17 protein-coding genes are annotated in these 24,529 nt (G+C 52.4%); 2 read left to right on the top strand and 15 right to left on the bottom strand.

Features of this window, described 5'->3' with window-relative positions:
• Positions 1-61: 61 nt before the first annotated feature.
• From ACO064_RS20955 to ACO064_RS20885, 15 genes are all read right to left on the bottom strand, one after another.
• Positions 62-1,039, bottom strand: a complete 978-nt coding sequence (locus ACO064_RS20955) for an AAA family ATPase (protein WP_421829182.1) — start codon at positions 1,037-1,039, stop codon at positions 62-64.
• A gap of 3 nt (positions 1,040-1,042) precedes the next feature.
• Complete coding sequence (locus tag ACO064_RS20950; protein WP_421829181.1) at positions 1,043-1,660, bottom strand: DUF4159 domain-containing protein; 618 nt, start codon at positions 1,658-1,660, stop codon at positions 1,043-1,045.
• A 36-nt stretch (positions 1,661-1,696) separates the two neighbouring features.
• The gene (locus ACO064_RS20945; RefSeq protein ID WP_421829180.1) at positions 1,697-2,116 is read right to left on the bottom strand and encodes a type II toxin-antitoxin system VapC family toxin; all 420 of its coding nucleotides are present in this window, start codon (positions 2,114-2,116) and stop codon (positions 1,697-1,699) included.
• The gene (locus ACO064_RS20940) at positions 2,103-2,309 is read right to left on the bottom strand and encodes a hypothetical protein (RefSeq protein ID WP_421829179.1); all 207 of its coding nucleotides are present in this window, start codon (positions 2,307-2,309) and stop codon (positions 2,103-2,105) included. The genes ACO064_RS20945 and ACO064_RS20940 overlap by 14 nt, the downstream gene beginning before the upstream one ends.
• Positions 2,310-2,478: 169 nt before the next feature.
• On the bottom strand, positions 2,479-3,813 hold the full coding sequence (locus tag ACO064_RS20935; RefSeq protein ID WP_421829178.1) for a TldD/PmbA family protein: 1,335 nt from the start codon (positions 3,811-3,813) through the stop codon (positions 2,479-2,481).
• Positions 3,814-3,949: 136 nt separating this feature from the next.
• Positions 3,950-5,590, bottom strand: coding sequence for a TldD/PmbA family protein (locus ACO064_RS20930; RefSeq protein WP_421829177.1), 1,641 nt, complete (start codon positions 5,588-5,590; stop codon positions 3,950-3,952).
• A gap of 310 nt (positions 5,591-5,900) precedes the next feature.
• Positions 5,901-7,253, bottom strand: a complete 1,353-nt coding sequence (locus ACO064_RS20925) for a TldD/PmbA family protein (RefSeq protein ID WP_421829176.1) — start codon at positions 7,251-7,253, stop codon at positions 5,901-5,903.
• Positions 7,254-7,373: 120 nt separating this feature from the next.
• Positions 7,374-9,017, bottom strand: coding sequence for a TldD/PmbA family protein (locus tag ACO064_RS20920; RefSeq protein WP_421829175.1), 1,644 nt, complete (start codon positions 9,015-9,017; stop codon positions 7,374-7,376).
• 175 nt (positions 9,018-9,192) lie between these two features.
• A complete protein-coding gene (locus tag ACO064_RS20915; protein ID WP_421829174.1) occupies positions 9,193-10,461 on the bottom strand; it encodes an SGNH/GDSL hydrolase family protein in 1,269 nt (422 codons plus the stop codon).
• Between the two features lie 13 nt (positions 10,462-10,474).
• Positions 10,475-12,580, bottom strand: a complete 2,106-nt coding sequence (locus ACO064_RS20910; protein ID WP_421829173.1) for a right-handed parallel beta-helix repeat-containing protein — start codon at positions 12,578-12,580, stop codon at positions 10,475-10,477.
• Between the two features lie 96 nt (positions 12,581-12,676).
• Positions 12,677-13,990 (bottom strand): alpha/beta hydrolase family protein, encoded by a 1,314-nt coding sequence (locus ACO064_RS20905; RefSeq protein WP_421829172.1) that lies wholly within the window; start codon positions 13,988-13,990, stop codon positions 12,677-12,679.
• 106 nt (positions 13,991-14,096) lie between these two features.
• Positions 14,097-15,341, bottom strand: a complete 1,245-nt coding sequence (locus tag ACO064_RS20900; RefSeq protein ID WP_421829171.1) for a PepSY-associated TM helix domain-containing protein — start codon at positions 15,339-15,341, stop codon at positions 14,097-14,099.
• 55 nt (positions 15,342-15,396) lie between these two features.
• Positions 15,397-17,760: a TonB-dependent siderophore receptor gene (locus tag ACO064_RS20895; protein WP_421829170.1), complete on the bottom strand. Its 2,364-nt coding sequence runs from the start codon at positions 17,758-17,760 to the stop codon at positions 15,397-15,399.
• Positions 17,761-18,204: 444 nt separating this feature from the next.
• Positions 18,205-20,475, bottom strand: a complete 2,271-nt coding sequence (locus ACO064_RS20890) for a response regulator (RefSeq protein ID WP_421829169.1) — start codon at positions 20,473-20,475, stop codon at positions 18,205-18,207.
• Complete coding sequence (locus tag ACO064_RS20885; RefSeq protein ID WP_421831046.1) at positions 20,462-21,052, bottom strand: TlpA family protein disulfide reductase; 591 nt, start codon at positions 21,050-21,052, stop codon at positions 20,462-20,464. Before ACO064_RS20885 ends, ACO064_RS20890 begins: the two co-directional genes overlap by 14 nt.
• A 340-nt stretch (positions 21,053-21,392) precedes the next feature.
• On the opposite strand from ACO064_RS20885, the gene ACO064_RS20880 reads away from it, so the two are divergent.
• Both ACO064_RS20880 and ACO064_RS20875 read left to right on the top strand, forming a co-directional pair.
• Positions 21,393-22,841 (top strand): DUF6443 domain-containing protein, encoded by a 1,449-nt coding sequence (locus ACO064_RS20880; RefSeq protein ID WP_421829168.1) that lies wholly within the window; start codon positions 21,393-21,395, stop codon positions 22,839-22,841.
• Complete coding sequence (locus ACO064_RS20875; protein WP_421829167.1) at positions 22,783-24,528, top strand: RHS repeat domain-containing protein; 1,746 nt, start codon at positions 22,783-22,785, stop codon at positions 24,526-24,528. Before ACO064_RS20880 ends, ACO064_RS20875 begins: the two co-directional genes overlap by 59 nt.
• Position 24,529: the final 1 nt, after the last annotated feature.

The raw sequence follows: 24,529 nt of genomic DNA, 5'->3' as shown, positions 1-24,529 counted from the left end.
AGGGATTATCAGAGAGAACTCTGCGTAACTCTGATATTCTCTGATTAACTCTGCGTAATAACTATTTTTTAAGTAACTCACCAATCACCTGATCAGTCGTAATATTCTCAGCCTCAGCCCGGAAGTTGAGGGCGATGCGGTGGCGCAGGATCGGGTAGGCCAGCGTTTGAATGTCCTCTGGAATCACCGAAAACCGTTCGTTCAAAACCGCCCGGGCTTTGGAACACAGCACCAGCGCCTGCCCCGCGCGTGGCCCCGCCCCCCAGTCGCACCACTGCCTGACAAACGCCGACGGACTGCTTTCAGGGCGCGTCGACCGGACGAGTTGGTTGATGAAACCGATCAGTTCATCGCTGATGTGGACCTGTCTCGTCAGGCGTTGCAAATCCACGATTTCCTGATCGGTCAGCACGGTTTGCAGTTCCGGGCGGGCCGTTCCGGTGGTGGTTTTCAACACACTCAGTTCTTCCTGCTCCGACGGGTAACTCAACTTGATGTACAGTAAAAACCGGTCTAGCTGGGCTTCCGGCAGCGGATAGGTTCCGGCCTGTTCGATCGGGTTTTGGGTGGCAATGATCAAAAACGGCCGGGGCAGTTCGTAGTCCGTTCCGGCGTAGGTCACCTTGCCTTCCTGCATGGCTTCCAGCAAAGCCGCCTGCGTTTTGGGCGGTGTGCGGTTAATTTCGTCGGCCAGCACCACATGGGCGAAGATCGGTCCCCGGTTGAATTTGAAGAATTTCTTGCCGGTATTATGGTCCTCTTCCAGAATTTCCGTTCCGATAATGTCGCCCGGCATGAGATCCGGCGTAAACTGAATCCGTTTAAAATTCATCTCCAGAGCCTCCGCCATCGTTTTCACCATCAGCGTTTTGGCCAGTCCCGGAACGCCTTCCAGCAAACAATGTCCACCCGCCAACAGGGCAATCAGGATTTCATCAATGGCTTCCTGCTGTCCGACAATCACTTTGCCGATTTCTTTTTTCAGGCGCGGAAGCTTGGCGACTACGGTTTTGTAATGGGTCAGTTCCTTTGTTTCCAATGCTTATGCGGTTAATGCGTACGTGACAATGTTGACGCCAAATTTGGTATTATCCTCGGCCAGAAATCGTTTGTTGCGGAAGTCGTAATCCCACTCGCAACCATAATCCTTGTTACTATACAAAACGCCAATGCGCCCGTTGACCAGCACGGCTTTCAGGTAGTCATGCACCAAGTCGTCGCCCCAGCCGTTCAGTTCGAACGTCGTGGTGGGCGGCCCTTCTTCAAACTTGAAAAAGCAGGTGTAAATCGGGTGGGAATTCGGGATTTTCTGTAAGGCTTTCGGGCCGAAGGTGCGGGCCATTTCCTGCTCGAACGACTTGGCAAAAAGCCCGTCGATGTCGTGGTTGCAATCGTCCACAAACACAAAACCGCCGTTCTGGACGTAGCGCTTGAAGTGATCCCGTTCCTGGGTCGAAAACTCCACCAGTTTATGACCGCTGAGGTAGCAGAACGGACTCCTGAAAATTTCGTTACTCGTCAACTGCACCACTTTTTCCTTCTCATCCACGGGTATGGTGGTATACTCGACCAGGGAATGCAGCAGGTTGGAAGGCATTCGCTGGTCCGTATCCCAATCGCCGGAAGTATACTGGATGCGGGTGAAAATGAATGGTTTCAAGTTGATGAAGTTGATGCTTTTGAGTGTGATGCGTATTTAAAGTTCGGCGATAACGATAACTTCAATTTCCTGCACACCCTTTAATTTTTTATCATTCGTCAGAAACTGATCACACTGATTTTGGATCGCTGTTGAGATTTGCAAGGAATCCATTGCTTTCAGGAAGGCGTATTTAGCCCGTAGTTTTGAAGCCATTTTCGCTATTGGCAGCGTGACATCAACTACCCGAATATCGAGTTCTTTTAAAATTGAATCGAAATCATTTAGTAAATCATACCGGCCTAGTTGTTCAGGTTTGACACAAAATTCACAAACAGTCAGAACGCTCGTTTCAAATTCGGCATTGTTTTCAACCGCATGAAGCAGAAAATCAGCAACTTTCTGATAAAACTCCGGATGGTTTTCCAACAAATAAATCAATGGAGCCGTATCAATAAAAAGTTTAGAAACGGTCATCTTCCCGCAGTTTATTTACATACTCCTGAGCATCCTGAGACCACACCTGCCCGCCTTTCCCGCGAAACTTCGTTAGTGTATTTTTAATTCGGCCAAGGCGATCCAGACGTTTAAGCAGTTCATGGTATACCAGCTCCAATTCGTCCGAATTCAGCGTATTTATTTCCTGAATGATTGCTTCTGCTCTGCTCATGATTTTATTGGCCTTTTTTAATAAACAAACCAGATGCTCTTCCGTTTCTTACTGCCATTATTTATTTCATAATATAGGTTGTTTCACAGAGTTAATCAGAGAACATCAGAGGTTATCAAAGTTTTCTCTGCGTAACTCTGATGTTCTCTGATTAAATCTGTGAAATAACTTAAACCGCGTCCGACAGCGAACTAAACGTAAACTCCCGGATTTTCATCGGCGGAATCAGGTAGTTGGAATTCGACTCCGTGCTGACCACCCGCTCCGGTTTGCCCAGGGCTTCGAGGTTGTTCAGCATGATGATCGGGCTTTCGTTGAACCGGAAGTTCTTGACCGGGTGCTTGATTTTTCCATTTTCGATGTAAAACGTCCCGTCGCGGGTCAGGCCCGTCAGCAGCAGCGTTTGCGGATCGACGGAGCGGATGTACCAGAGCTTCGTCACCAGAATACCGCGCTGGATGCTCTTGATCATGTCTTCCAGCGAAGCCGTACCGCCCGCCATGATCACGTTCGTGGGCGACGGAACGGCTTTCACGCCTTTCTTCTGCGCCCAGAACCGGGAATAGGCGACGTTTTTCACAACCCCTTTTTCAATCCAGTTGACCTTTTCCTGCGCCCGGCCATCGCCCGACCAGGGCGAAGCTGGCAATTCAGGGTTTGTCGGATCGGAATAGATCGTAACGCGCTCATCCACAATCTTCTCGCCCAGTTTGGTCTTGCCACCGGGTTTGCTCAGGAACGACCGGCCTTCGTCGGCACTGCGGGCATCCATGTTGAAAAAGATGTTTTCGAGCAACACGGCGGCCGCTGTCGGTTCCAGAATAACCGTGTATTTCCCCGGCTCCAGGGCCCGCGCCCCCACCGAACCGAGGCATTTTTGAACGGCAATCTTAGTGGCCGAAACCGTATCCAGTTTGGAAAAATCACTGTAACCCCGCGTCACATAGCCCGAGCCCGTTCCGTCGTCGGTACGAACCGTCAGCGAAAAATTCACGTTCGTGCTGGGGTAATACGCAAACAGTCCTTTGGAATTCATCATGGCCGAATAGCCCCGGAAATCCTCCAGAAAACCGGCCGCAGCCAGTTTTTGCTGACCCGATTCCTGCAAGCTTTTCGCAACAGCCTCCGCCCGGATGGCGGGGGTTACTTTGGCGGTCGATTCAAAATAGCCCGTCGATTTCAGGTATTGCTGCGGTTCCAGAACGCCCATGTATTCCGGGTTTTCGGGAGCCAGTTGGGCCAGTTCCTCCGCCCGCCGAACCACTTTTTCCAGCGAAGCCTCATCAAATTCGTCGATGGCGGCAACCCCGTTTTTCTTGCCAAACGACGATTGCACCTGGATCGTCTGCGTAATCATGGTGCCGCTGGTCGAGACTTCGTTCCGGGCATAGCGGATGTTTCCCCGCTCTCCACCCACCACATTCACCTCGCACGCGTCTGCTTTTGAATAACTTAATACCTTCTGAAGCAATGTCTTAGCCTCAGCTTCGGTTAGTAAAGCCATATTTTTGAATTGTTTACGGTTTACGGTTTTCAGTTTACGGTTTACGGTTGGCTGGCGCATTCTTTTTGCCCGTTCTATGCATCACGCGACCTGGCGTGCGTCAGCCAACCGTAAACTGAAAACTGGAAACCGTAAACTAGATTTTTCTCGCTGTATTGATCACATTGACGCCGTTGAAACGGGTGGTGGAGCTGCCGTGGGAGACGGCGCTGACCTGCATCGGCTGGCCTTTGCCATCGAAGAATGAGCCGCCCAGCCGGTAGTCTTTTTCGTCGCAAATCTGAACGCAGGAGTTCCAGAATTCCTGCGTATTCGACTGATAGGCCACATCTTTCAGCATGCCCGCAATCTGTCCGTCCTTGATTTCGTAGAACAACTGGCCGCCAAATTGGAAGTTATACCGCTGCTGGTCGATCGAAAACGAGCCGTCGCCGATGATGTAAATGCCTTTTTTGACATCTTTGATCATCTGCTCCACCGACAGGGGCGTTTTGCCAGCCGCCAGCGACACGTTCGCCATCCGCTGAAACTGCACCGAACTCCAGTTGTCGGCGTAGCAGCACCCCTGCGACTCGTTTTCGCCGATGATGTGAACCTGATCCCGAATGGCCTGATAATTTACCAGCGTGCCGTCTTTCACCAGATCCCACTTTTTACAGGCCACTCCCTCATCGTCCCAGCCTACGGCACCCAGCGAACCGACCTGCGTTTTGTCGGCAAACAGATTGACCTGCTTGCTGCCGTAGTTGAAGTTTTTGGATTTCCATTTGTCGAGTGTCGCGAAGCTTGTTCCGGCAAAATTAGCTTCGTAGCCCAATACGCGATCCAGTTCCAGCGGGTGACCCACCGACTCGTGGATGGTCAGCCAGAGGTGCGAAGGATCGAGGACAAGGTCGTATTTCCCGGCTTCGACCGACTTGGCCGTCAGCTTTTGTTTCGCGTGTTTGGCCGCCGACGTTACATCTTCCAGCATGTCGTACCCTTTGTTGTAGCGGGTCGTGATGCCGGTTATTTTATCGCTCGGATTGGCTTGCAGATAATCGTATCCCATGCCCATCGGCGCACTCAGTTCGCTCCGGGTTTCAAACTTGCCACTCTTCGGGTCGATGGCCGTCACGGTAAACGTGGGCCACAGGCGGTGAATGTCCTGATCGATGTAGGAACCGTCCGACGATGCAAAATACTTCTGCTCGTTGACCATGAACAACACCGAGTTGACGTAATTGGCACCATTTTTCAAAGCCGCATCGTTGACCGTCAACAGTAAATCCACCTTTTCCTTGATGGGAACTTCGAAGGCATTTTTCCGGATGGGCGCTTTCCAGCTCACTTCCCCGAAGCCTTTTTGCGGAGCCAGTTGCACCGGCTGTTTCATCAACCGGGCGTTGGCTTTGGCAATGGCCACGGCTTCTTCGGCGGCTCTGGCGGTTTGGGCTTCGCTTTTGGCTTCCACCACCGACGCAAAACCCCAGCAGCCATCGACAATCACGCGCACGCCCACCCCGTAGGATTCGGTGTTGACAATGTTCTGCACCTTGTCTTCGCGCGTAATGACAAACTGCCGCAAATACCGGCCAATCCGAACATCGGTGTAGCTGGCGCCTTTGGCTTTGGCGGCATTCAGGGCGGCATCGGCCAGTCGTTTTTTGACGGCCACATCCACGCCGGGTTCCAGCAACGCTTCCGGCGCAACCGAGCGACCGAAAACCGTGTGGTCAGGCAAAAGGAAAGCCCCGGCGCTCAGGCCGGTCCATTGAAGAAAATCTCGACGGTTCAAAGTTTGTTGGTGATAAAGTGATACGGTCTAATTTTAACGAAATCTGGTCTCGTTTCCGTGGCTTTTGGCCCGAAAAAGTAATAAGTACCAGTCTTTCTGCTTATAATCCCAGGAATTTTGGATTGATGGGACGTATTAAAAATGCGAAAGATATGTCGATAAAACCATCCCCCAGTATGAAGGATATTGGGTTATTTAGCCTGCTCTCCTATTGCGATCTGCCCCCCAGCTCCCTAAAGGGAGAGTTTTCTAGCGCTCCAAACTCCCTCTTTAGGGGGCTGGGGGGCAGATCGCAATGGTGCGTTCTCATTTACACTGCATCCGACAGCGAGCTGAACGTAAAATCCCGGATTTTCATGGGCGGAATCAAAACGCCATCGGAGCGAACGGGTTTCCCCAGGGCCTCGACGTTATTCAGCATAATAACCGGACTTTCGTTGAACCGGAAGTTTTTGACGGGGTATTTGATCTGCCCGTTTTCGATCAGAAACGTCCCGTCGCGGGTCAGACCGGTGTAGAGCAGCGTTTGCGGATCGACGGCGCGGATGTACCAGAACCGGGTCACCAGTATGCCTTTCTGGGTACTTTTGATCAAATCGAGCAGCGACTGATTCCCACCCTGCATGATGAACCCCCGGGCGGGCGGAGTGCCTTTCACCCCGCTTTTCTGGGCCCAGTACTGCGAATAGCTCATGTTTTTGATAATCCCGTTTTCGACCCAGAGCGTTTTCTCCTGCGGACGACCGTCGACGCCACCGCCCCCAAAGCGGCCACCTCCACCCCCACCGGCGAAGGGCGAACCCGGAATTTCGGCATTGGCCGGATCGGAATAAATCGTAATCCGCTCGTCGAAGAATTTCTCACCCAGTCGGGTTCCGCCCCCTTTCCGGCTCAGAAAACTCCGGCCCTCTTCGGCATTCCGGGCATCCAGGCTGTTCATCATCAGTCCGATGAGATCACCGGCTGCGGTGGGTTCCAGAATGACTGTGTACTTCCCCGGTTCCAGCGCTTTGGCATTGGTAGACGCCAGGGCCTTGTTCATGGCCACTTCCGTGGCTTCTTTCGTGCTCAGTTTCGATACGTCGTTGTAATCGCGGGATGCGTAGCCGGAACCGGTGCCGTCGGCGGTACGGGTGGTTACCGAAAATTCGACCGACGTAACCGGATTGTAGCCAAACAGACCTTTGCTGTTGGCAATGGCCGTAAAACCGGCGCTATCTTCCATATACCCGGCCGCCGTCAGGTTCTTCTTGCTGCACGGCTCAATGCTGTCGAAAGCCGCCTGAGCGCGGAACTCCGGATTGATTTTAGCCGTGCTTTCGGCGTAGGCACCAGTTTCCATGTATTTCTGTGGCCCGAGCATCGGCACGTACTCCGGGTTTTCGGGGGCCAGCCGGGCGGTTTCTTCGGCTCTCCGGACGGTTTTTTCCAGGGAAGCATCGTCGAATTCGTTGATGGTAGCCGATCCGACTTTTTTCCCAAAAACCGCCGTCACCGCCAGCGACAGGTTATCGGTTTCGCCACTCGTCGACACGTTGTTGCGGGCGTAGCGAATGTTGCCGGTTCGGTTGCCATTCAGCGTGACACTCATTTCATCGGCTTTGGAATACCCCAAAACCTTATCCACTATTTTTTTTGCTTCGTCCTTCGTTAAGATAGCCATGACTCAGTTTGTTGGTTTTGGGTTTACGGTATTCGGTTTACGGTTTACGGTGGCTGACGCGCGCTTCCAACACTTGCGTCAGCCACCGTAAACTGAAAACCGAATACCGTAAACCGACTCTTATATCTTCCGACCCGTGTTGATGACATTCACGCCGTTGAAGCGGGTGGTGGGGCAGCCGTGCGAGACGGCACTGACTTGCGAAGGCTGGCCTTTTCCGTCAAAAAACGAACCGAATGTCCGGTAATCATCTTTGTCGCAAAGCTGCGCACACGAATTCCAGAACTCCTGCGTGTTCGACTGGTAGGCGACATCATCCAACATGCCGACAATCTGACCGTTTTTGATTTCGTAATATACCTGACCGCCAAACTGGAAGTTATACCGCTGCTGATCAATGGAATACGAACCACGTCCCAGGATGTAAATGCCTTTATCGACGCCTTTGATCATGTCGGATACGGAGCGCTTTTCGGGGCTGGGTTTCAGCGAGACATTCGGCATTCGCTGAAACTGAATCGAATCCCAGTTGTCGGCGTAACTACATCCGTTCGATTCGGTGCCGCCCAGAATTTTCACCTGATCGCGGGTTGCCTGGTAATTCACCAGAATACCGTCTTTGATGAGGTCCCATTCTTTGCCCGGCACCCCTTCATCGTCGTAGGCCACCGTCCCGAGCGTTAGCGGCTGGGTTTTGTCGGCCACAATATTGACCAGCTTACTGCCGTAATTGAAGTTTTTGGATTTCCACTTGTCGAGCGTCGCAAAGCTGGTTCCGGCATAATTGGCTTCGTAGCCCAGCACCCGGTCGAGTTCCGTCGCGTGGCCGACCGATTCGTGGATGGTCAGGCCGAGGTGGTTGGGGTCCAGCACGAGGTCATATTTACCGGGTTGGATCGACTTGGCCGATAATTTCTCTTTCGCCTGTTTGGCTGCCACCGTCGCATCTTCGACCATGTCATAGGAGTTGCGGTAACTAATCAGGCCGTTTGGGCCGGGGATTTTATCGCCCGCCAAACCGTCCAGATACTCATAGCCCATGCCCATCGGCGAGCTAAGCGCATCCCGGGTTTTGAACTTACCGGCCTGACGATCAACAGCGGTTACGGTAAACGTTGGCCAAATCCGGTGGATGTCCTGATCAATGTAAGAACCATCCGTGGAGGCAAAATATTTTTGTTCGTTGATGAAAAACAGGTTGGACGTCACAAAACCGGCTCCGTTTTTCATCGCTTCGCCGTTCACTTTCATCAACAAATCGATTTTCTCCTGAACCGGCACCTCGAAGGCATTTTTCTTCAGGGGCGTTTTCCAGGCCACCTCGCCTACGCCCTTTTGCGGAGCCAGATCGACGGGTTCTTTCTGGATTCTGGAGTTGGCTTTAGCGATGGCAACGGCGGTTTCGGCGCATTTGGCAATGGCTTCGGGTCGCACGTCACTCGTGGCCGAAAACCCCCAGGTTCCGTTGGCGATCACCCGGATGCCGACGCCATACGACTCAGCGTTGGTGATGTTCTGCACCTTCATTTCGCGGGTGAACACAAACTGCTGCAAATACCGCCCGATTCGAACGTCGGCGTAGGTCGCGCCTTTGCTTTTGGCCGCGTTCAGGGCCACGTCGGCCAGCTTTTTCTTTAAAGCGGCATCAGCGCGGGGTTCAAGCAGTTGATGCACCGAAACCGTATTACCCAGCACAGGAACAGAACCGCCCAGCAGAGCGCTCATTCCCAAACCGGAGAGTTGGATAAAATCCCTTCTTCTCATGGATTGTTGATGGAGTTATGGAATACGAAAAAATCGAAACTGACTATTGATTTAACGTGTAATTTTCAGAGAAAATAGAGATGTGGCTACCCGATGGTGAGAAAACAGAGCACGAAAATGGTTAAAAATAGCCAAAAGGGCAAAAGACTGTGTATTTTTAATGGTAGCTTTTTTTCTACTTTTCCAGCTTTCCGATGATCAAAAGCTGACTCGCGTAGACGGCGTTCTCGGCATACTTGCGCGGATCGGTGATGGTCTGGTTGCGGTTTTTGAGAATGGCGGCTTTGTCGAGCGGTTCCGGCGAAACCGTCAGTGTAATGGTGTGCGTGCCTTCGTTCAGGGTCGGCAAAAAGAAATAATGCGAACGGTAATAGGTGGCATAACTGTCGAAACGGGGATACAGCGCACCGGGCGTGCCATCGACCGTCACGGCATATTGCCCGCAACCGGGGCCGATGACATCGTAAATCCCCGCCATTGTCCCTTTGATTTTGAACTGAATCGACGCCCCCGGCTGGTTCGATTTCAGGAGGTAGGGAAACCGGTTGCGGAGTTGGCGGGCCACCGTGTCGGTTGTCGGGGTCAGCTCTTTCCAGTCTCCCTGGCGGGTCAGCGTTTGCACCGAAATCATCTGCGCATTTTCCCAGTTGTCGGACACAAACGGTTTCGGAACGGCATGGGAGCCGGGTTTGCCCACGGTGGCAATCTGTTGTAACGCCTTGCTCAATGCTTCCACGTACAGCCGGTGACCGGTATCCGAATACGGGTGCGTTTTGTCGGGGGCAAAAACCGTCTTGTCGGGAAAGTCTTCTTTCTTACCACCCCAAATTAACTTCCCCTGACGATCTAACCGAATCACTTCCAGACCCATATGCACCGACGCAATCCCGTAATGATTCGCAATGTCTTCCATCGCCCGCACGGAGTTCGGCATCCGGTGTGCCAGCAAAGCCGGGGCCATCGGGGCATTCAGGGTGTAAACGAAACAAATGTCGGTGCGCCGGTTTTGCCGCCAGATTTGCCGAACAATGCCTTCCATCGCTTTGTGGATTTTGGCCGGTTGCTGACCGCCATCATTGACCGCAAACTCGACGAATACCAGATCCGGTTTATGCACCAGCACATGCTCTTTCAGCCGGAAAACGCCCAAATCGGAGCCGGTTCCGCCAATGGCTGCATTGATGTGCGTCAGGTTGGCTTTCGGGTATTGCTGTTGCAACCAGTTGAGCGATTGTTCCCGCCAGCCGTTGCCGGCTTCGGTGATGCTGCCGCCAAAATAGGCGATGGAAACCGGGCCGCCTTTCTGCGCCTTCTGAAAAAAATTGGGCAAACCGGCCCGGCCCAGAAACTCCCGGCTTTCGGATAAGGTGTCGGTCTGCACCTGCGCAAAACCGGAATGACTGAGAATGATAATCGAAAAAAGACTGCTCAAAAAACGTCGCATGGTTGATCAATGATTAGTTCTGTTCGTGTTGGGCGACCATCTGGTCAAATTCCTGCGCAACCGCCGAATCCAGCCGGGCTTTGTTGCGCCAGGCCATCGTTCCATAAACACCCGCCTGGCTGTAATCGAACGGTTTGAAACCAATCCGGCTGACCACATCGGTATTCTTTAACCGAAAATCGAAGGCTTTGGGATCGATAAAACCCGGATCGGCCACAATGGAATGTGGGTCTTTTCCTCCCTCCTGCCACTCTTTCACGGATTGTTTGCCAAAAACCGGCTCTTTCGAGCGGGCATCCCAATAGCAATTCTGGTCGGCCAGCAGGTTGAATTTTGCCCAGTTGCTGCTCAGCAAGGTACCACTGTTGTAATAAACGATGTTGTTGGTAAACAAAAACGACCGGTGCGGTTCGACGCGGGTGCCCTGAAGTTGCGCCTTGATGTTGTCGGCAAAAATGTTGTTGCGGATGAGGTTGTCCTTGCCGTAATGCTGGTGAAAACCGGAGCTTTTACAGGCATACACCAGGTTGTTTTCCATCACAATATCCGTCGAACCTTCGTCGGTGTATAAACCCCAGCCGCCGTAGTCGAAGGCGTAAATGTGGTGGATCACGTTGTTCGACACCACAGTTCCCTCCGAAACACCGAGCGTATAGACCCCGCCCATGTCGCTCAGAACGCCCCAGCCGAGGTGGTGAATGTGGTTGAACTCGACCCGGTTTCGCTTGGACGGACTGAAGGCATAGCCCCACACCCAACCCACCGACACGCCGGAATACCGAAAATCCGCCACTTCGTTGTGAGACAGCACATTATCCCGACCATGAAAGATCGTCAGAGCCACGGCGCAGGGAAAAACGTGGCCGCCCGACCGCAGGATGTTGTTGTCGACGGTGATGTGGTGGGTCAATTCCGACGAGTCGGGCCGGATGACGGTTTCACCGATTTTGACGCCACTCGCGCCCAGATCGTGCAAATAACACCGCTCCACCCGCCCGTTGGCGCAGCCCCGCCGGAACCAGATGCCGCTGCCGCCCGTATGCGCAATTTCACAATCGATGAAGCTGATCTGGTCGGCAAAATCGAGTTGAATGGTGGCTTCCACCCGCGCGGCTGCCTGCTCCGGTTCCACACCAAACGGCGGCATTCGGTAGCCCGCCACCTGAAACGACAGGTTTTCAAACCGGATGTTTTTCACCCGCTTGCCACCGGTTTCATCGCCTTTGACAACGACGAACTTCTCGTTGACCGGCGCAAAAACCATAAGCTTGTCGATGGTTTCGCCGGGCCGGGGGCGGTAATACAGGGTGCCGGTTTTTTCGAGAAACCACTCGCCGGGTGCATCCAGGGCCGCTTTCAGGTTTTCGATGACAAACAGAGAATGGTTGGTAATTTTGTTCCAGGGCTTCATGCCTTCGCCCGCGATATAGAGAGCCGTATCGGCCTTGCTAACGGCCAGCACCGGTTTTCGGGTGTTGTCCCAGTGGTGGTAGAACGTCAAAACCGCCTGACTCAACTCAGCTTCCGGGAGCCGGGCCAGCCAGTCCAGGCTCTCCGGCGAAACCGTGATTTTCTGCGCGGCAAAATCAGCGAACAGCCCGGTTCCTTTGCTCAGGACGGTTTCGGTGACGGCTTTCGGCTGAAAAAAACCGGTATTGGGCGTTTGGGCGCGAACCACCCGCTGGCCGTTGACGTACAATTGCTCGAACGACCAGCCATACCGGCGTACTTCGGGAACGTCGGTTTTCCAGAGGTCGTCCGACACTTTCTCAAACCGGTTCAGGCGCATACCGCCATAAAAAACCGGGGTGCTGCCCGCTTCGCCTTTGATCACCAGCGGAGCGGTTTCTGTGCCGGAATCTTCGGCGGTTAGCATCAAGGGTTCATTCAGCAGGTATTCCCCTTTCCGAACCACAATTTCGAGGGGTTTGGTGGGCGGCTTTTGTCGGCGCAGCAGCCGGGCACGATTACGGGCAGCCGTGAGGGTTGCCAGCGGTTTCTGGATCGTTCCGGGATTTTTGTCGCTGCCCGAAGGAGCCACGTAGATCGTTTGGGCAACGGATTCAATCGCCAGCAGAACAAGGCTGAAAAGCAGGAAAAGAGGAACGGTTTTGCGCATGGTTTAGGAAATAGACTCCCTTCAAAAGCCGGTCGCAGCCGCATTTTACTAGTGTGTAAACGGCAAACCCAAAAGGTGGTGCGACAGTCGGGTTCATTATGCTTTTTTCAGCCACCGGTCAAACCAGTCGAAAGCATCGGTCTGCATGGCCTGGTCAAACTTGTGCTCGCCGTCGTAAAACCGCCCCGCGTAGCGATCCTCAGCCCCGGCTTTTTTAAAAACTTCGCCCAGAATTTTATCAGCAGTCTTCATTTCGGGGAGCGTATACAGTTCATCCTGGTTGTTGCATTGAATCATCGTGGGAAGCGGCACCCGCAGGCCCAGAATCTCCGGAAAATCAAGGTAGCGGGGCAACAAAGGCGTATAGGTCATCCACGTATGCGTATACGTTTTGTGAAGCGTCAGATCGTCCCAGGTGGTCATAAACCCGACGCAGACGCAACATTTGATTCGGGAATCCATTCCGGCCAGATACACGGTTCGCAGTCCTCCACCCGACAAACCACCGCAACCAACCCGCTGGGCGTCAACATCTTTCCGGCCGCACAAAATGGACAGTGCAACCTGATCTTCGCTTAGAAAAACGCCCGGCCAGGTCGTTCCCGCACAAAACAAGGACTTCGACATGACGTGTTCATGCTCGGCGGACCATTTATTATAGGCTTCGATGTGTTCCGTTTTTTCCGGATCGGCATCGGTCCTCCCCCTCGTATCGAGTCCTTCGTATTTCAAATCGACCACATCTTCGTACAACACCCGCCGGCTGCCAAACGCAAACGCATCGTGCACCAGCACCACATACCCCCGCCTGGCCACATCATTGGCCCAGGCCCTTCCGCTGTAATCCTCACGCTGGTGTTCGGTGAGTAACGGGTGCTGATCATCCCCGGTTTTGACGATTTTTCGATACCCGAAATACTTCTTCCCGGCATGGTCATGAAGGGCCAGAATGGCAGGCAACGGCTCTTTGGCTCCTTTAGGCTTCAGAACAACCGCCCTCGTGGGTCGGCCGTAGGGAAGCTGCCAGCTAATTTCTTCGATCATCAGGCCGTCATACTCGAAGGTCCGGTCGATGCGGACCTCGGGCGTGGCCGGTTGCGGGGGAGCTGCCACCAATTCCCGCGTTTTTTCCAGAGCTTCTTTTTTCCAGCGGGTCAACTGCTCCGGCTTCCACCGGGCATTTCGGAACGAAAGAGAAGGCTGCGTTTGAAGAGAAGCCGCCCAGGAGCCATACAAGCCGATTATACTCTTCGTTTCCGGCACCATTTCGGGGGTCATGGGATTGGTTTGATGTTCTCCGACCGCATCAAAACCAATGCCGGGAGGCAAAAAGGGAACGGTCCCGGTCAGTACCGATGCCTTGATAAACGTTCTGCGGGTCTGGTTGGATTTCATATCTACTTTAGCCATTTCGTACGCGTCGGCCAAAGATATTTGTCCCGGAACAGAAAAGAAGGGAACACCCGCTAATTTTAGCGAATTGCGGCTGAATCGGGCTATCCTCCCGGGTTCACGATTAGGTCGGCTTCCCTACGCGGGCCACTTCCTTCGCATTAATGTCGCTGGCCTGGGGGGTCGAAATCCGGGAGTTCTTCCCTCCTTTTTTCCCCCGAAACCACCAGATCAGAAAACCGGTTACGGGTAAACTGGCCCCGATCAGACTGACGAAGAAGGCCAGAATTTTCGTGGGCAGCCCCCCAATCTGTCCGACGTGAATGTCGAAATTCATCCGGTAAAGCTTCTCTCCCGCCGATAGCTCTTCATACTTTCGCGACTCTTCAGACGGCAATTCTTTCAACGTGTTCCGATCAAAAAACCGCTCGTAGGTTTTATAAATGGTTCCTTCTTTCGGATTGATGGCCACCTCAAACGGGTCTTTTGCTTCTTTGGGAAACGCTATACTGAGTCGCGCCAGCTCACCCGGCTGCTCCCGGCGAACCAACTGCCAGAGTCGATCTTCGGGTTTCGAATACAAACGGATGGTCTGGGTGGTATCGGATACCGGGTGACCCTCTTCACTTCCGTAAATGCCCGCATACGGTTTCCCGGTCAATGCCCAGAAATAGGCTTTGTCGAACCACCGAAAACTGTAGACGATCCCTGAAATTGTCAAGGCCAAGGCCACCAACAGGGAATAAAAGCCCAGCACATTGTGCAGATCCAGGTTCACCCGCTTCCAGTTTGCCTTCCATTTGATGGCGAAACTCTTCTGGCGGGTCGCTGAGGTCCATTTTTTCGGGTACCACCAGATCAGTCCCGTAATCATGGTAATCACAAAAATCAGGCAGGCGGTTCCGACAACGGGGCTGCCGATTTTGGGAGGAAGAAAGAAAAACCGGTGCCCGCTTCGGACGAAAATGAAAAACGATTCGGCGGTGGAAGGGCCTTTTTTATGGTATATAATCGCTCCCGTATACGGGTTCAGAAAAACCTGCCGGTACTTGCCTTCCGAAAGCTGATAGGTCGTAAAAACGGATTTATTCGACGCGCCGTAGGTAATCGCCGTGAACGCAACGTGCTTTTTCTCCTGTTGAAAAACGAACACATCGGCTTTTTCCAACAGCGCGGAGGGTGACAGAAAGGGCTGATTTTGAGGAATAACCCGTTGATAAGGTTCCGTAAAATACCAAACCTCATACCGAAACACCCAAAAACAGGCAGTTATACACACCACAAATACGACGATGCCCGAAAACAGGCCCAGCCATAAGTGGAGCCATTCGTTGACGCGTCGGAAAAGAGAACGGTTCGATTTCTTCATGGTTGTCGGACAATGGAAAGGAGCCGGGAGTTGCCTTTCAGCAACGCCCGGTCGGTTAGAACTTGAAGGTCAGTGAACCCGTTACCTGCCGCAGTGGCTGGGGCAAACCCCAGTTGGAGAAATAGGCCACGTCGGTCAGGTTATTGCCTTTGAGCGTAAACCGCCATTTGGGCTGGTCGAAAAATACCGACGCATTGAGGACGGTATACCCCGGAATGGTGATCCGATTGGCCGCGTCGAAATAGCAATCCGAAACGAAATTACCGCCAAATCCCAGACCCAGGTTGCGCAGCGTTTTTCCTGAAAACTTGTACGTCACCCAGAGATTGGCAAAATCCGTGGGGGCTTGGGCGACGTAATTGCCGACAAAATCAGCGGCTTTCACCACTTTATTTTCATTCTTTGAATAACCGGCAACGATATTCAAACCCGCTACCGGGTTACCGATCAACTCAATTTCGTATCCTTTGCTTTTCTGGGAGCCATCCTGAAGCGTGAAGCTATTTTCGACGCGGGTTGCGTTGCGAATGGCAATGTCGTAGTAACTGACACTTCCGCTGAGTTTCCGGTTGAATGCTTCGGCCTTCACGCCCACCTCCCACTGGTTGGCATTCAGGGGCTTAAAGACTGAAGTCGTTCCATCGGGCTGAACCACGGGCGCCACATTCTGAAAACCGTTCATGTAATTCCCAAATACCGACACCTGATCCGGCATGAGTTGGTAAACAAACCCGAATTTGGGCGAAACCGCCGTCTGTTCGTAGTCATTTTTAGCGGCAACGCCGTTGGTGATGGTCGGATTGTTCACAAAACGGTCCACCCGCACACTCAGCATCACGACCAGTTTCTGGGTCAGATTGATCACATCCGAAGCGTAGGCACTGTAGGTACTCAGCTTCGTCTCATTATTGGAATTGGTTTTGGTCGCTACAATGGCGTTCACTTTTTCCAGATTGATGCCGGGAATCGGCCGCTTCGTATTGACAACATCGTAGGTGCCGACGTCCGTGAACCGGAGCTGACTTGTAAAGGTGTAAAGATCCACACCTACCAACAGCCGGTTTCGGAAGCCCCCCAACTGAAAATTGCCCACAAAATTCTGCTGGGCGTTAATGGAGGTAAAAATCCGGGGGCCGTAGTTCGAGATGTTGCGATTAAAGGTCGTATCGCTGGTCCAGTTGGGGTAAATCTGGTTGCTGTGCTCGATGCGGTTATTGCCAATGGCCACGTTCGTTTGTGAGGTCCACTGCGGATTGATCACGTACCGGGCACCCGCCGAATAATTCAGTGCGGTAATACTGGCGTCGATGTTTTCTCCACCCAACGATGTTTTGATGGGAATGGGAATATCCTTAAAGTTACGATAAGACGTTTTCGGTAAGTTTTGATAATATGCCACCGTCGAGCGATTCGTCGAATTAAGCTCCGCGTCGAATAAAAAAGACAACCGGTCATCCACTTTGTACGACAGACTGGGCGTAACCGTATAGCGACGGTTGTGACCATAATGCTGGAACGACCCTTCCGAGTGAGCAGCCGCATTGATTCGAAACAAAACTGTTTTGTCGGCGTTCAACGGCGTATTGATGTCGGCCGTAAATCGGCTCAGTTCGTAACTCCCTGCTGTGTAGGCAACCTCGCCTTTGAACGTTTCGAACGGTTTTTTCGTGACTTGGTTGATCAATCCGCCGAAACCCACCAGACTGGAACCAAACAAGGTGCCGGAAGGGCCTTTGATGACTTCCACGCGTTCCAGATTGATAACATCCGACTGGTAAATCTGAACAGCCATGCCGTTGCGGATGGTTGTGTTCGCCGTAAATCCCCGGATGGTGGCACCCGTTCCGCCCGCCGGATTATTAAGCGGGGCAACACCCGGCACGTTCCGCAGCGTCTCTTTGAAATCGGTGATTACCTGGTCGCTGATCAACGCTTTATTGACGGCGGTGTAGACTTGCGGGTTTTCCAGATTTTTGAGGGGCAGACGGGCCACGTAATCCGATTCTTTATGGGCAAATTTGTTCACATTGCCCCGCACCCAGACTTCCTGCAAGGTGTTCGAATCTTCATTGAGACTGATGGCCGGAATCGTGGTCGTTTCATTCGGTGCAACGGTCACATTCAGTTCAATTGGTGAATAGCCGAGTAGTTGAACAATCACCGTTTGTGCGCCTTCCGGTACGTTTTTGATCAGGTATTCACCTTTTTCATTCGTAATCGACCCTTTGGCCAATCCCTTCAGAGAAACGTTCACAAACCCGGCGGGTTTACCGTCGGCGGTTTGAACGAAGCCTTTGATGGTTCCTTTTCCGGCTTCTACCGATCGGTTTTCTGCGTAGGACGTGGAGAAGAAAATTTGGACAAAAAGGAGGCAAATGCTTATCCGGACGATAAGCACAGGGTGTGTAAAATGTTTCATACTTTTGTTTACTCTGTTAATCGTTTTAGCGGATGATTTGACGGATACCCGGTGTAAGGTTTGGCGACAGTGCACCGGGGTTTTTATGAATTAGCAATAAGTAAAAGACCGATTCAACTCTTTCTGGCAATCTTTATACTTATTTAGACTTATTAAAAATAATTGAACAAACATACGATGGATCACAAGCGATCGCAACTATTTTGGTAAAAAATAGCGATTTCAGGCTCTGTTGGGCTTTCGTGGAGATTGTAAACAGGGGTTGTTAGCAGCAAAATCGGCAAACAGCCCGGTTGGCTTACGCATACGCCGTGGGTCAGGCGCTACACGTATAAGTAGTTTAAAACCGCTTCTCACCCACAGGCGCGGAGGGTTTGCGGGAACTCCTTACACCGGGACGATGCCAGGGCGGTTATCGGTACGCTGGAAATGCTGCCGGAGAGTTCAGGCAAGCAGACTGGTCTGGCGTTGGTACCATTTTTCCAGTTTCGTCATCAACTCTTCCAGTTTGATCGGCTTACCGAGAAAGTCATTCATTCCGGCATCGAGGCATTCCTGCTCGTTTCCCTCCAGGGCATTGGCCGTCAGGGCAATAATAACCGGCTGTTTGACAAGCGTTTGCCGAATCAGGCGGGTGGCCTCCAGACCATCCATAACCGGCATCTGCATATCCATCAGGATCATCCCATATTCTTTCTGGTGGGCGGCTTCAAGGGCTTCCTGCCCATTGTTGGCCAGGTCGGGCTGGTAGCCCAGTTTTTGCAGGATGTGCAGAATCACCTGCCGGTTGATTTGATTATCCTCCGCGACGAGGACATCGAAGGGGTATTTTTCACAAAAATCAGTCGACAGCTTTTTCGGGGCAAGCGTCGGCAGAACCGTTGGCTGTTGCTGTTGAAACGCGTTCTGGATGTGTTTGCTGAGAAAATGCTGCCTGATGGGCTTCGTTAGAATCGAAACGAAGAGCTGCCGCTGGTCATCCTTCACTTCTTCTCCAATGGAACTGAGCAGAATGATCGGCAGTTGAGCCGACCGCGCCCGGATTTGACCGGCCAGCATCAACCCGTCCATGCCCGGCATCTGCATGTCGGTAATGACCAGATCGATGGCGGAGTCCGTAGCCAGCAACTCCAGCGCTTCCTCTCCGGAAGAGGTTAACACGGGCAGCATCTTCCAGGACTCGAACTGGCGTTTCAGGATGGTTCGATTTGTGGCATTGTCGTCCACCACCAGGATTCGTTTGCCCTCCTGGTTTGCCATGTTGTAACTGGCGTAGGGTACCAGATTTTTCGTTCCGGTGCGGGTCTTCATCGTAAAGGAAAAGGTAGAGCCCCGCCCCGGTTCACTACGAACCAGAATATCGCCCCCCATCAGTTGCACCAGTTTCCGGGCGATCACCAGACCCAGACCCGTGCCCCCGTACTGCCGCGTCGTGGACGAATCCACCTGGGAGAAGGCTTTGAAAAGTCGGCTTACTTTATCCGCCGGAATACCGATTCCCGTGTCCTGCACGTCGAACATTACGGACAGTTGCCCATCCGCGTCGCCTTTTTCCAGCTTCACAAAAATGCAGACTTCGCCCTGTTCGGTAAACTTTATTGCATTCCCGATCAGGTTGATCAGCACCTGCCGCAGCCGCAGCGGGTCGCCCACGATTTGCCCCGGCACGTTCTCATCAATTTCATAAACCAGGTCAAGCCCGAGTTTGGTGGCCCGGGTTCCGAACATATCCAGCACATCCTCGATGCACTGACGCAGGTTAAAATCCTCGTTTTCAAGCTCCAGATTGCCCGATTCGATTTTTGAAAAATCAAGAATGTCGTTGATCACGTTGAGCAGCGTATCCCCGCAACTGGCAATCGTCTCGGTAAACATCTGCTGTTCTTCAGACAGGGCGGTTTCCTGCAGCAAGCTCACCATGCCGATCACCCCATTCATCGGCGTACGGATTTCGTGGCTCATCGTGGCCAGGAAAATGCTCTTTGCGCGGTTTGCTTTTTCGGCCTCGTTGCGGGCTCTTTCCAGTTCGAGGTTCGATGCCCGAAGTTGTTCGTTGGTTTTTTTCTGAATTTCTTCATTGCGTTTTCGCTCCAGCGAAAGCTGGGCTTCCTTTTGCAGTTCCACCATTTCCATTGCCTGGCTAAATTGCAGTTCACTGTATTTGCGGAGCAGATGGGACCACAGGCCGCAAATAAAAAAGATCACGGCAGCCAGCAGAATGTGAATGACAAAGGTAGACAGGTCGAAGTAATCCAGCCGGGTAAAATAAATCTCCTCGACCCCGCTGTTCTGTAAGTAGCCAAAAACCGCATGGTGAAACAGTACAACGATCAGAAACGGAATCTGCAATTTCCATTTCTGGTACGTAATCAACAGCGCACTGCCTATAAAGGCAAAAAAATGCATTTCAAACAGCCCGTGCATCTGGTAAATAAACTGGGCCATAAAAATCCCGAGCACCGTGCTTAAAACGTACTGGTAAAGATCCGACGAAGGCAGAGCTAGTTTTACGGAATAATACGCCACCAAAGACAGACCGCCAACCCCGAAAGCGATCAGCCAGGTATCGTAAAAACCCGCGAATGCCAGACCAATCAAAAAATAACCGCCTAAAAAGTAATTCATCAGGCGGTCGGATCGCTCCTGCACGCCATACAGGAAATCAGGAGCAGAACGCCCGGTTGCGACCGGTGTGTGCTGGTTATAATCCATCATCGGTTTTGCAATAAGGCAGACTACAGCCGTAGGCGGTTAAGGCCAAAGGGTCGAACGCTTTTGGGAAATCATTCCGCAGCAGGGCGGTCAGGGCCAGTTCGGCATAGTTGGTATTCTTGTCCGTACAATACCGGCTCCGGTTGTAATTTCCCCGGTAATACAACCGGTGATTTGCATCCAGAATCACGGCCTGAGGGGTGGAATAGACGCCACACCGGGTAGCAACCGACGGATCGACTAAAACCGGGAGATCCAGATCTAATTTTTCCTGAATTTCCTGGGTGGCGTAGACTTTCCTGCTCATGACCACCACGACGAAGTTAACAGCCTGGCCATACTGCCGAACCAGGGTTTTAAAATGGGTCTTGTTAAACCGTGAACACGGGCAATCCGGATTATAGAAATGAAGAAACACCGGTTTGTCAGCCTGCCTGGCCAGCAGTCCATCCAGGGCAATCAACTTTCCGGTCTTCACCGGTTTATATGCTTTGGGGAGCGGAGTTGGTAATTGATAGAGCCAGTCATTGTACCAGAATAAAGCCCCCACGGCTGACATCAGCACCAGCAGCCAGAGCATCACGAAGCTTTTTCTTACCCTATTCTCACTGGGTTTAGTCCGTTTAACGGCAATTCCCATAGCATTGAAATGAAGTTACGTTCTCGAAAATCCGGTGTGGCAGCTTGATTGCGGACATTGACCGCCGGGGTGTGGGTAGTGTAATTAGTGCAAAAGCAGTGCCAAGTCGGTTACAAAACGGGCATAAACGTTGACCGTACGCTCGTTTTATGCGGGCTTACGAATATCGCCACCACGGTCTGTCTGTCTATCGGGTTGATCTAAAAAATTACATTTTATTTGTATATACAAAAATACGAAATAGATTTGCGTCCTATGAAACCCAGCAGTTGCCTCGTGTATGATGCGTCAACTTTACCTCATTGGCGGCTTACTTGCCTTGTCGCACTGGACGACAGCGCAGTCCAACGATCAGAACTATGTCCTGACCCGAACCTATAAAGTTCGGGCGGCTACCGAAGCGACCGGTATTTCATACAACGGTACGCCCCATCAGGTAGCGACGCAGGTGACGTATGCCGATGGCCTGGGGCAACCAGCCCAGCAGGTCGCGGCTTTTGCCGGCAACATTGGCCAGGACCTGATGACCCGCACTGTGCACGATGCCTACGGACGCCCCTCGCAAACGTTCGCACCCGTGGCCGCTCCCGGCAACAACGGCGGCTGGGTTAGCAACCCGATCGGAACCTATTACAACTCGTCGGAGGTCTGCTCGCCCACAGCCAATTATTATGACCAGTCGGTCTATGAGTCCTCGCCCCTCAACCGCCCCACCGAGCAGCGGGCCATCGGTGTAGCAACCGGCGTCCGGACGACTTACCAGACCAACACCGCCAATTCCGTGATTCGCTATCAGGTATGGGGGGCCAATTTACGGGACCTGGCCGTCAGCGGTTATTACGCAGCCAACACCCTGACGCTGACGGAGGTTAAAGACGAAAACAACACGACGACACAGACGTTTCACGACTCCGAAAAGCGCGTGGTGCTCCGGCGGGTGGTGCTGGCAACGGAAAATCTGGATACCTATTACATCTACGACGAACCCGGCCAGCTCCGGTTTGTGTTGCAGCCACAATTTCAGTTGGAAGGTAACCTCGATCGGTTTGCTTTCATGTACCAGTACAACAACCGGGGGCTGGTGATCCGTAAAAAGGTGCCCGGAGCCGGTGAACAAACCATGCTGTATGACAGCCGCGACCGGCTCAGCAGTGTGACCGATGCCCGGGGCATAATTTTTACCCACCAGTACGATGAGTTGAATCGCCCTACCCAGGTGTTGGTTAACAACAACATCCCGATTCAGTACACCTATTACGACAATTACGGTTTTAGCCTGTTTGCCAACGGGGGATTTGTCAACGAATTGGGGCTGACTGCGGCCGATCACTTTGTCAGTAATCCCCAGTCCGATTCGCGCAAGGGTCTGATGACGGGCCAATCGGTGCGGCTCCTGAATGCCAGTGGTGGCTACGATAACTGGTACCAAACCGTTTTTTACTACGATAACCGCAACCGGCTCATTCAACAAAACCGGCAATTATTCGGCCTGTCGGGTTCGGCCTATGAACGCATTTCGTACCAGTACGATTTTGCGGGCAAGCGGGTGCTGGAGCGAACGACGCAGTATACCGGCAGCAGCACCTACCGCATCGACAAGACCTTCAGTTACGATCAGGCCGACCGGTTGACCCAGGTGCAGCATACGGTTTACGAAAAACGGCGTTCCGGTGAAGAGCTACGAACACAGCCGCCAGACCTACAACCAGGTGGGGCTGCTGGCCAGTGAGGAATGGAACACGGGCAACCTGGGACAGCTCTACAAGTACACCGCCCGGGGCTGGTTCTGCGAGCAGCAAAGTATCAAAGGACCCGGTTTTAGCCACACGCTGCAATACCAGCCCAACGGCAACGTCCAGTCGATGAGTGTCAGTACCAACGGCCAGTACAGCGGCTCACGGAGCTTCACCTACGATCTGGCCAACCGACTGACGGCCACCAGTGGCAGCGGGAGTCTGGGCGGTTTCGACGAAAACAACATCGCCTACGACCGCAACGGCAATATAAAAACGCTGAACCGAACCTGGAACGGTCAGTTGATCGATCAATTGAGTTACTTTTACACCGGGAATCAGGTCCACCGCATTGGCGACGGAGGCAACAACGCGCTGGCCGAAAAGGGATTTGCCAACGCCACGGATTACGACAACGAGCTCCAGTACGATGCCAATGGCAACCTGACCAGCGATGCCAACCGGGCCATGAACGCCATTGGTTACAACGTTCTGAACCTGCCCCGGCAGGTGAATGTCGGTGCCAATTGGGTGCAATACGACTACGACGCCCTGGGCCGGAAACGGCGCATGACCGGGCCGGGCGGGGTGGCCACCACCTACGAGGGTGATTTTGAGTACAATGCCAACGGAACGCTGCTGCGGATTGGGCTGGAAGAAGGGCAACTGGTCCGCAACAGTTCGGGAGTCTATTCCGTGCACTATTACTACCGCGACCACTTAGGCAACGTGCGGCAGGTCGTGAGTGACAACGGGGCAGTAGTCCAGCAAACGGAGTACTACGGTTTTGGTCTGGCGGTCATCCGGCAGGGCGATGTCAACACCAACAAGTACCTCTACAACGGCAAGGAGCAGCAATTGCAAACGCCTTGGCTGGATTATGGGGCCCGGATGTATGACCCGACGATTGGGCGGTGGAGTGTGGTCGATCCGCTGGCTGATGTGGAACCCGGTTTAACGCCCTATCGGTATGGCTTCAATAATCCCATCGGGGTAACAGATCCGGATGGGATGTTCGAGTATGCGGATGGGTACAGTACGCAGAACAGCCGGTATTCGACGGGGTCTATTCAGTACAGCGGTACCTACCAAAATGGAGAAGGTACTGAAAACGGGAAAGCAGGAGACAAAAATCCGGAGAAAGGGAAAGTCGCAATCTCGGGAAAATCGCTGACAGCAATTAATTTGCCGGGCCACGGTATTCGAAAAAATGGATCGGGAGATTTAGAAGCTTTTAATACAGATGCTGCGAATACAGTTCCCAATAATGAATTTGTTGATCCAACTGTAGCACTCTTAGATTTTGTTTTAGGGACTAATTTCTCTGGCACTAAATCTGGCTTAACTGAAGTAAATGGAGGATTGGTTTACGCATCAAGTCCAGCTTTTGGTGGATCGAAGAACGTTCTTCCTAAGTCTAAAGACATATTAGGGCATATTTTTAGAGATGCTACCGGCCATGTTAACCCTAGTACGATAGCCTCTCAAAATAGATATATTCGAATGTTTGAAGGGGTCGCTAATAATTCTAAAAATTTAAACCCTTTTGTTTTAACTAATTATCAGCGATCAACAGATGGTTTCCAAGGGTTTTCACAAATATTTAGAAATGGAAAACAAGTTTGGGTCCAAACGTTTGGAGGAAAAATAATTAACGCAGGTGTGAATAACGTACCTAAATGAT

Source organism: Larkinella sp., assembly GCF_965227735.1.
Classification (GTDB): Bacteria; Bacteroidota; Bacteroidia; order Cytophagales; family Spirosomataceae; genus Larkinella.
The sequence above is the reverse complement of the archived record's forward strand: the minus strand, read 5'-3'. Positions and strand labels throughout refer to the sequence as shown.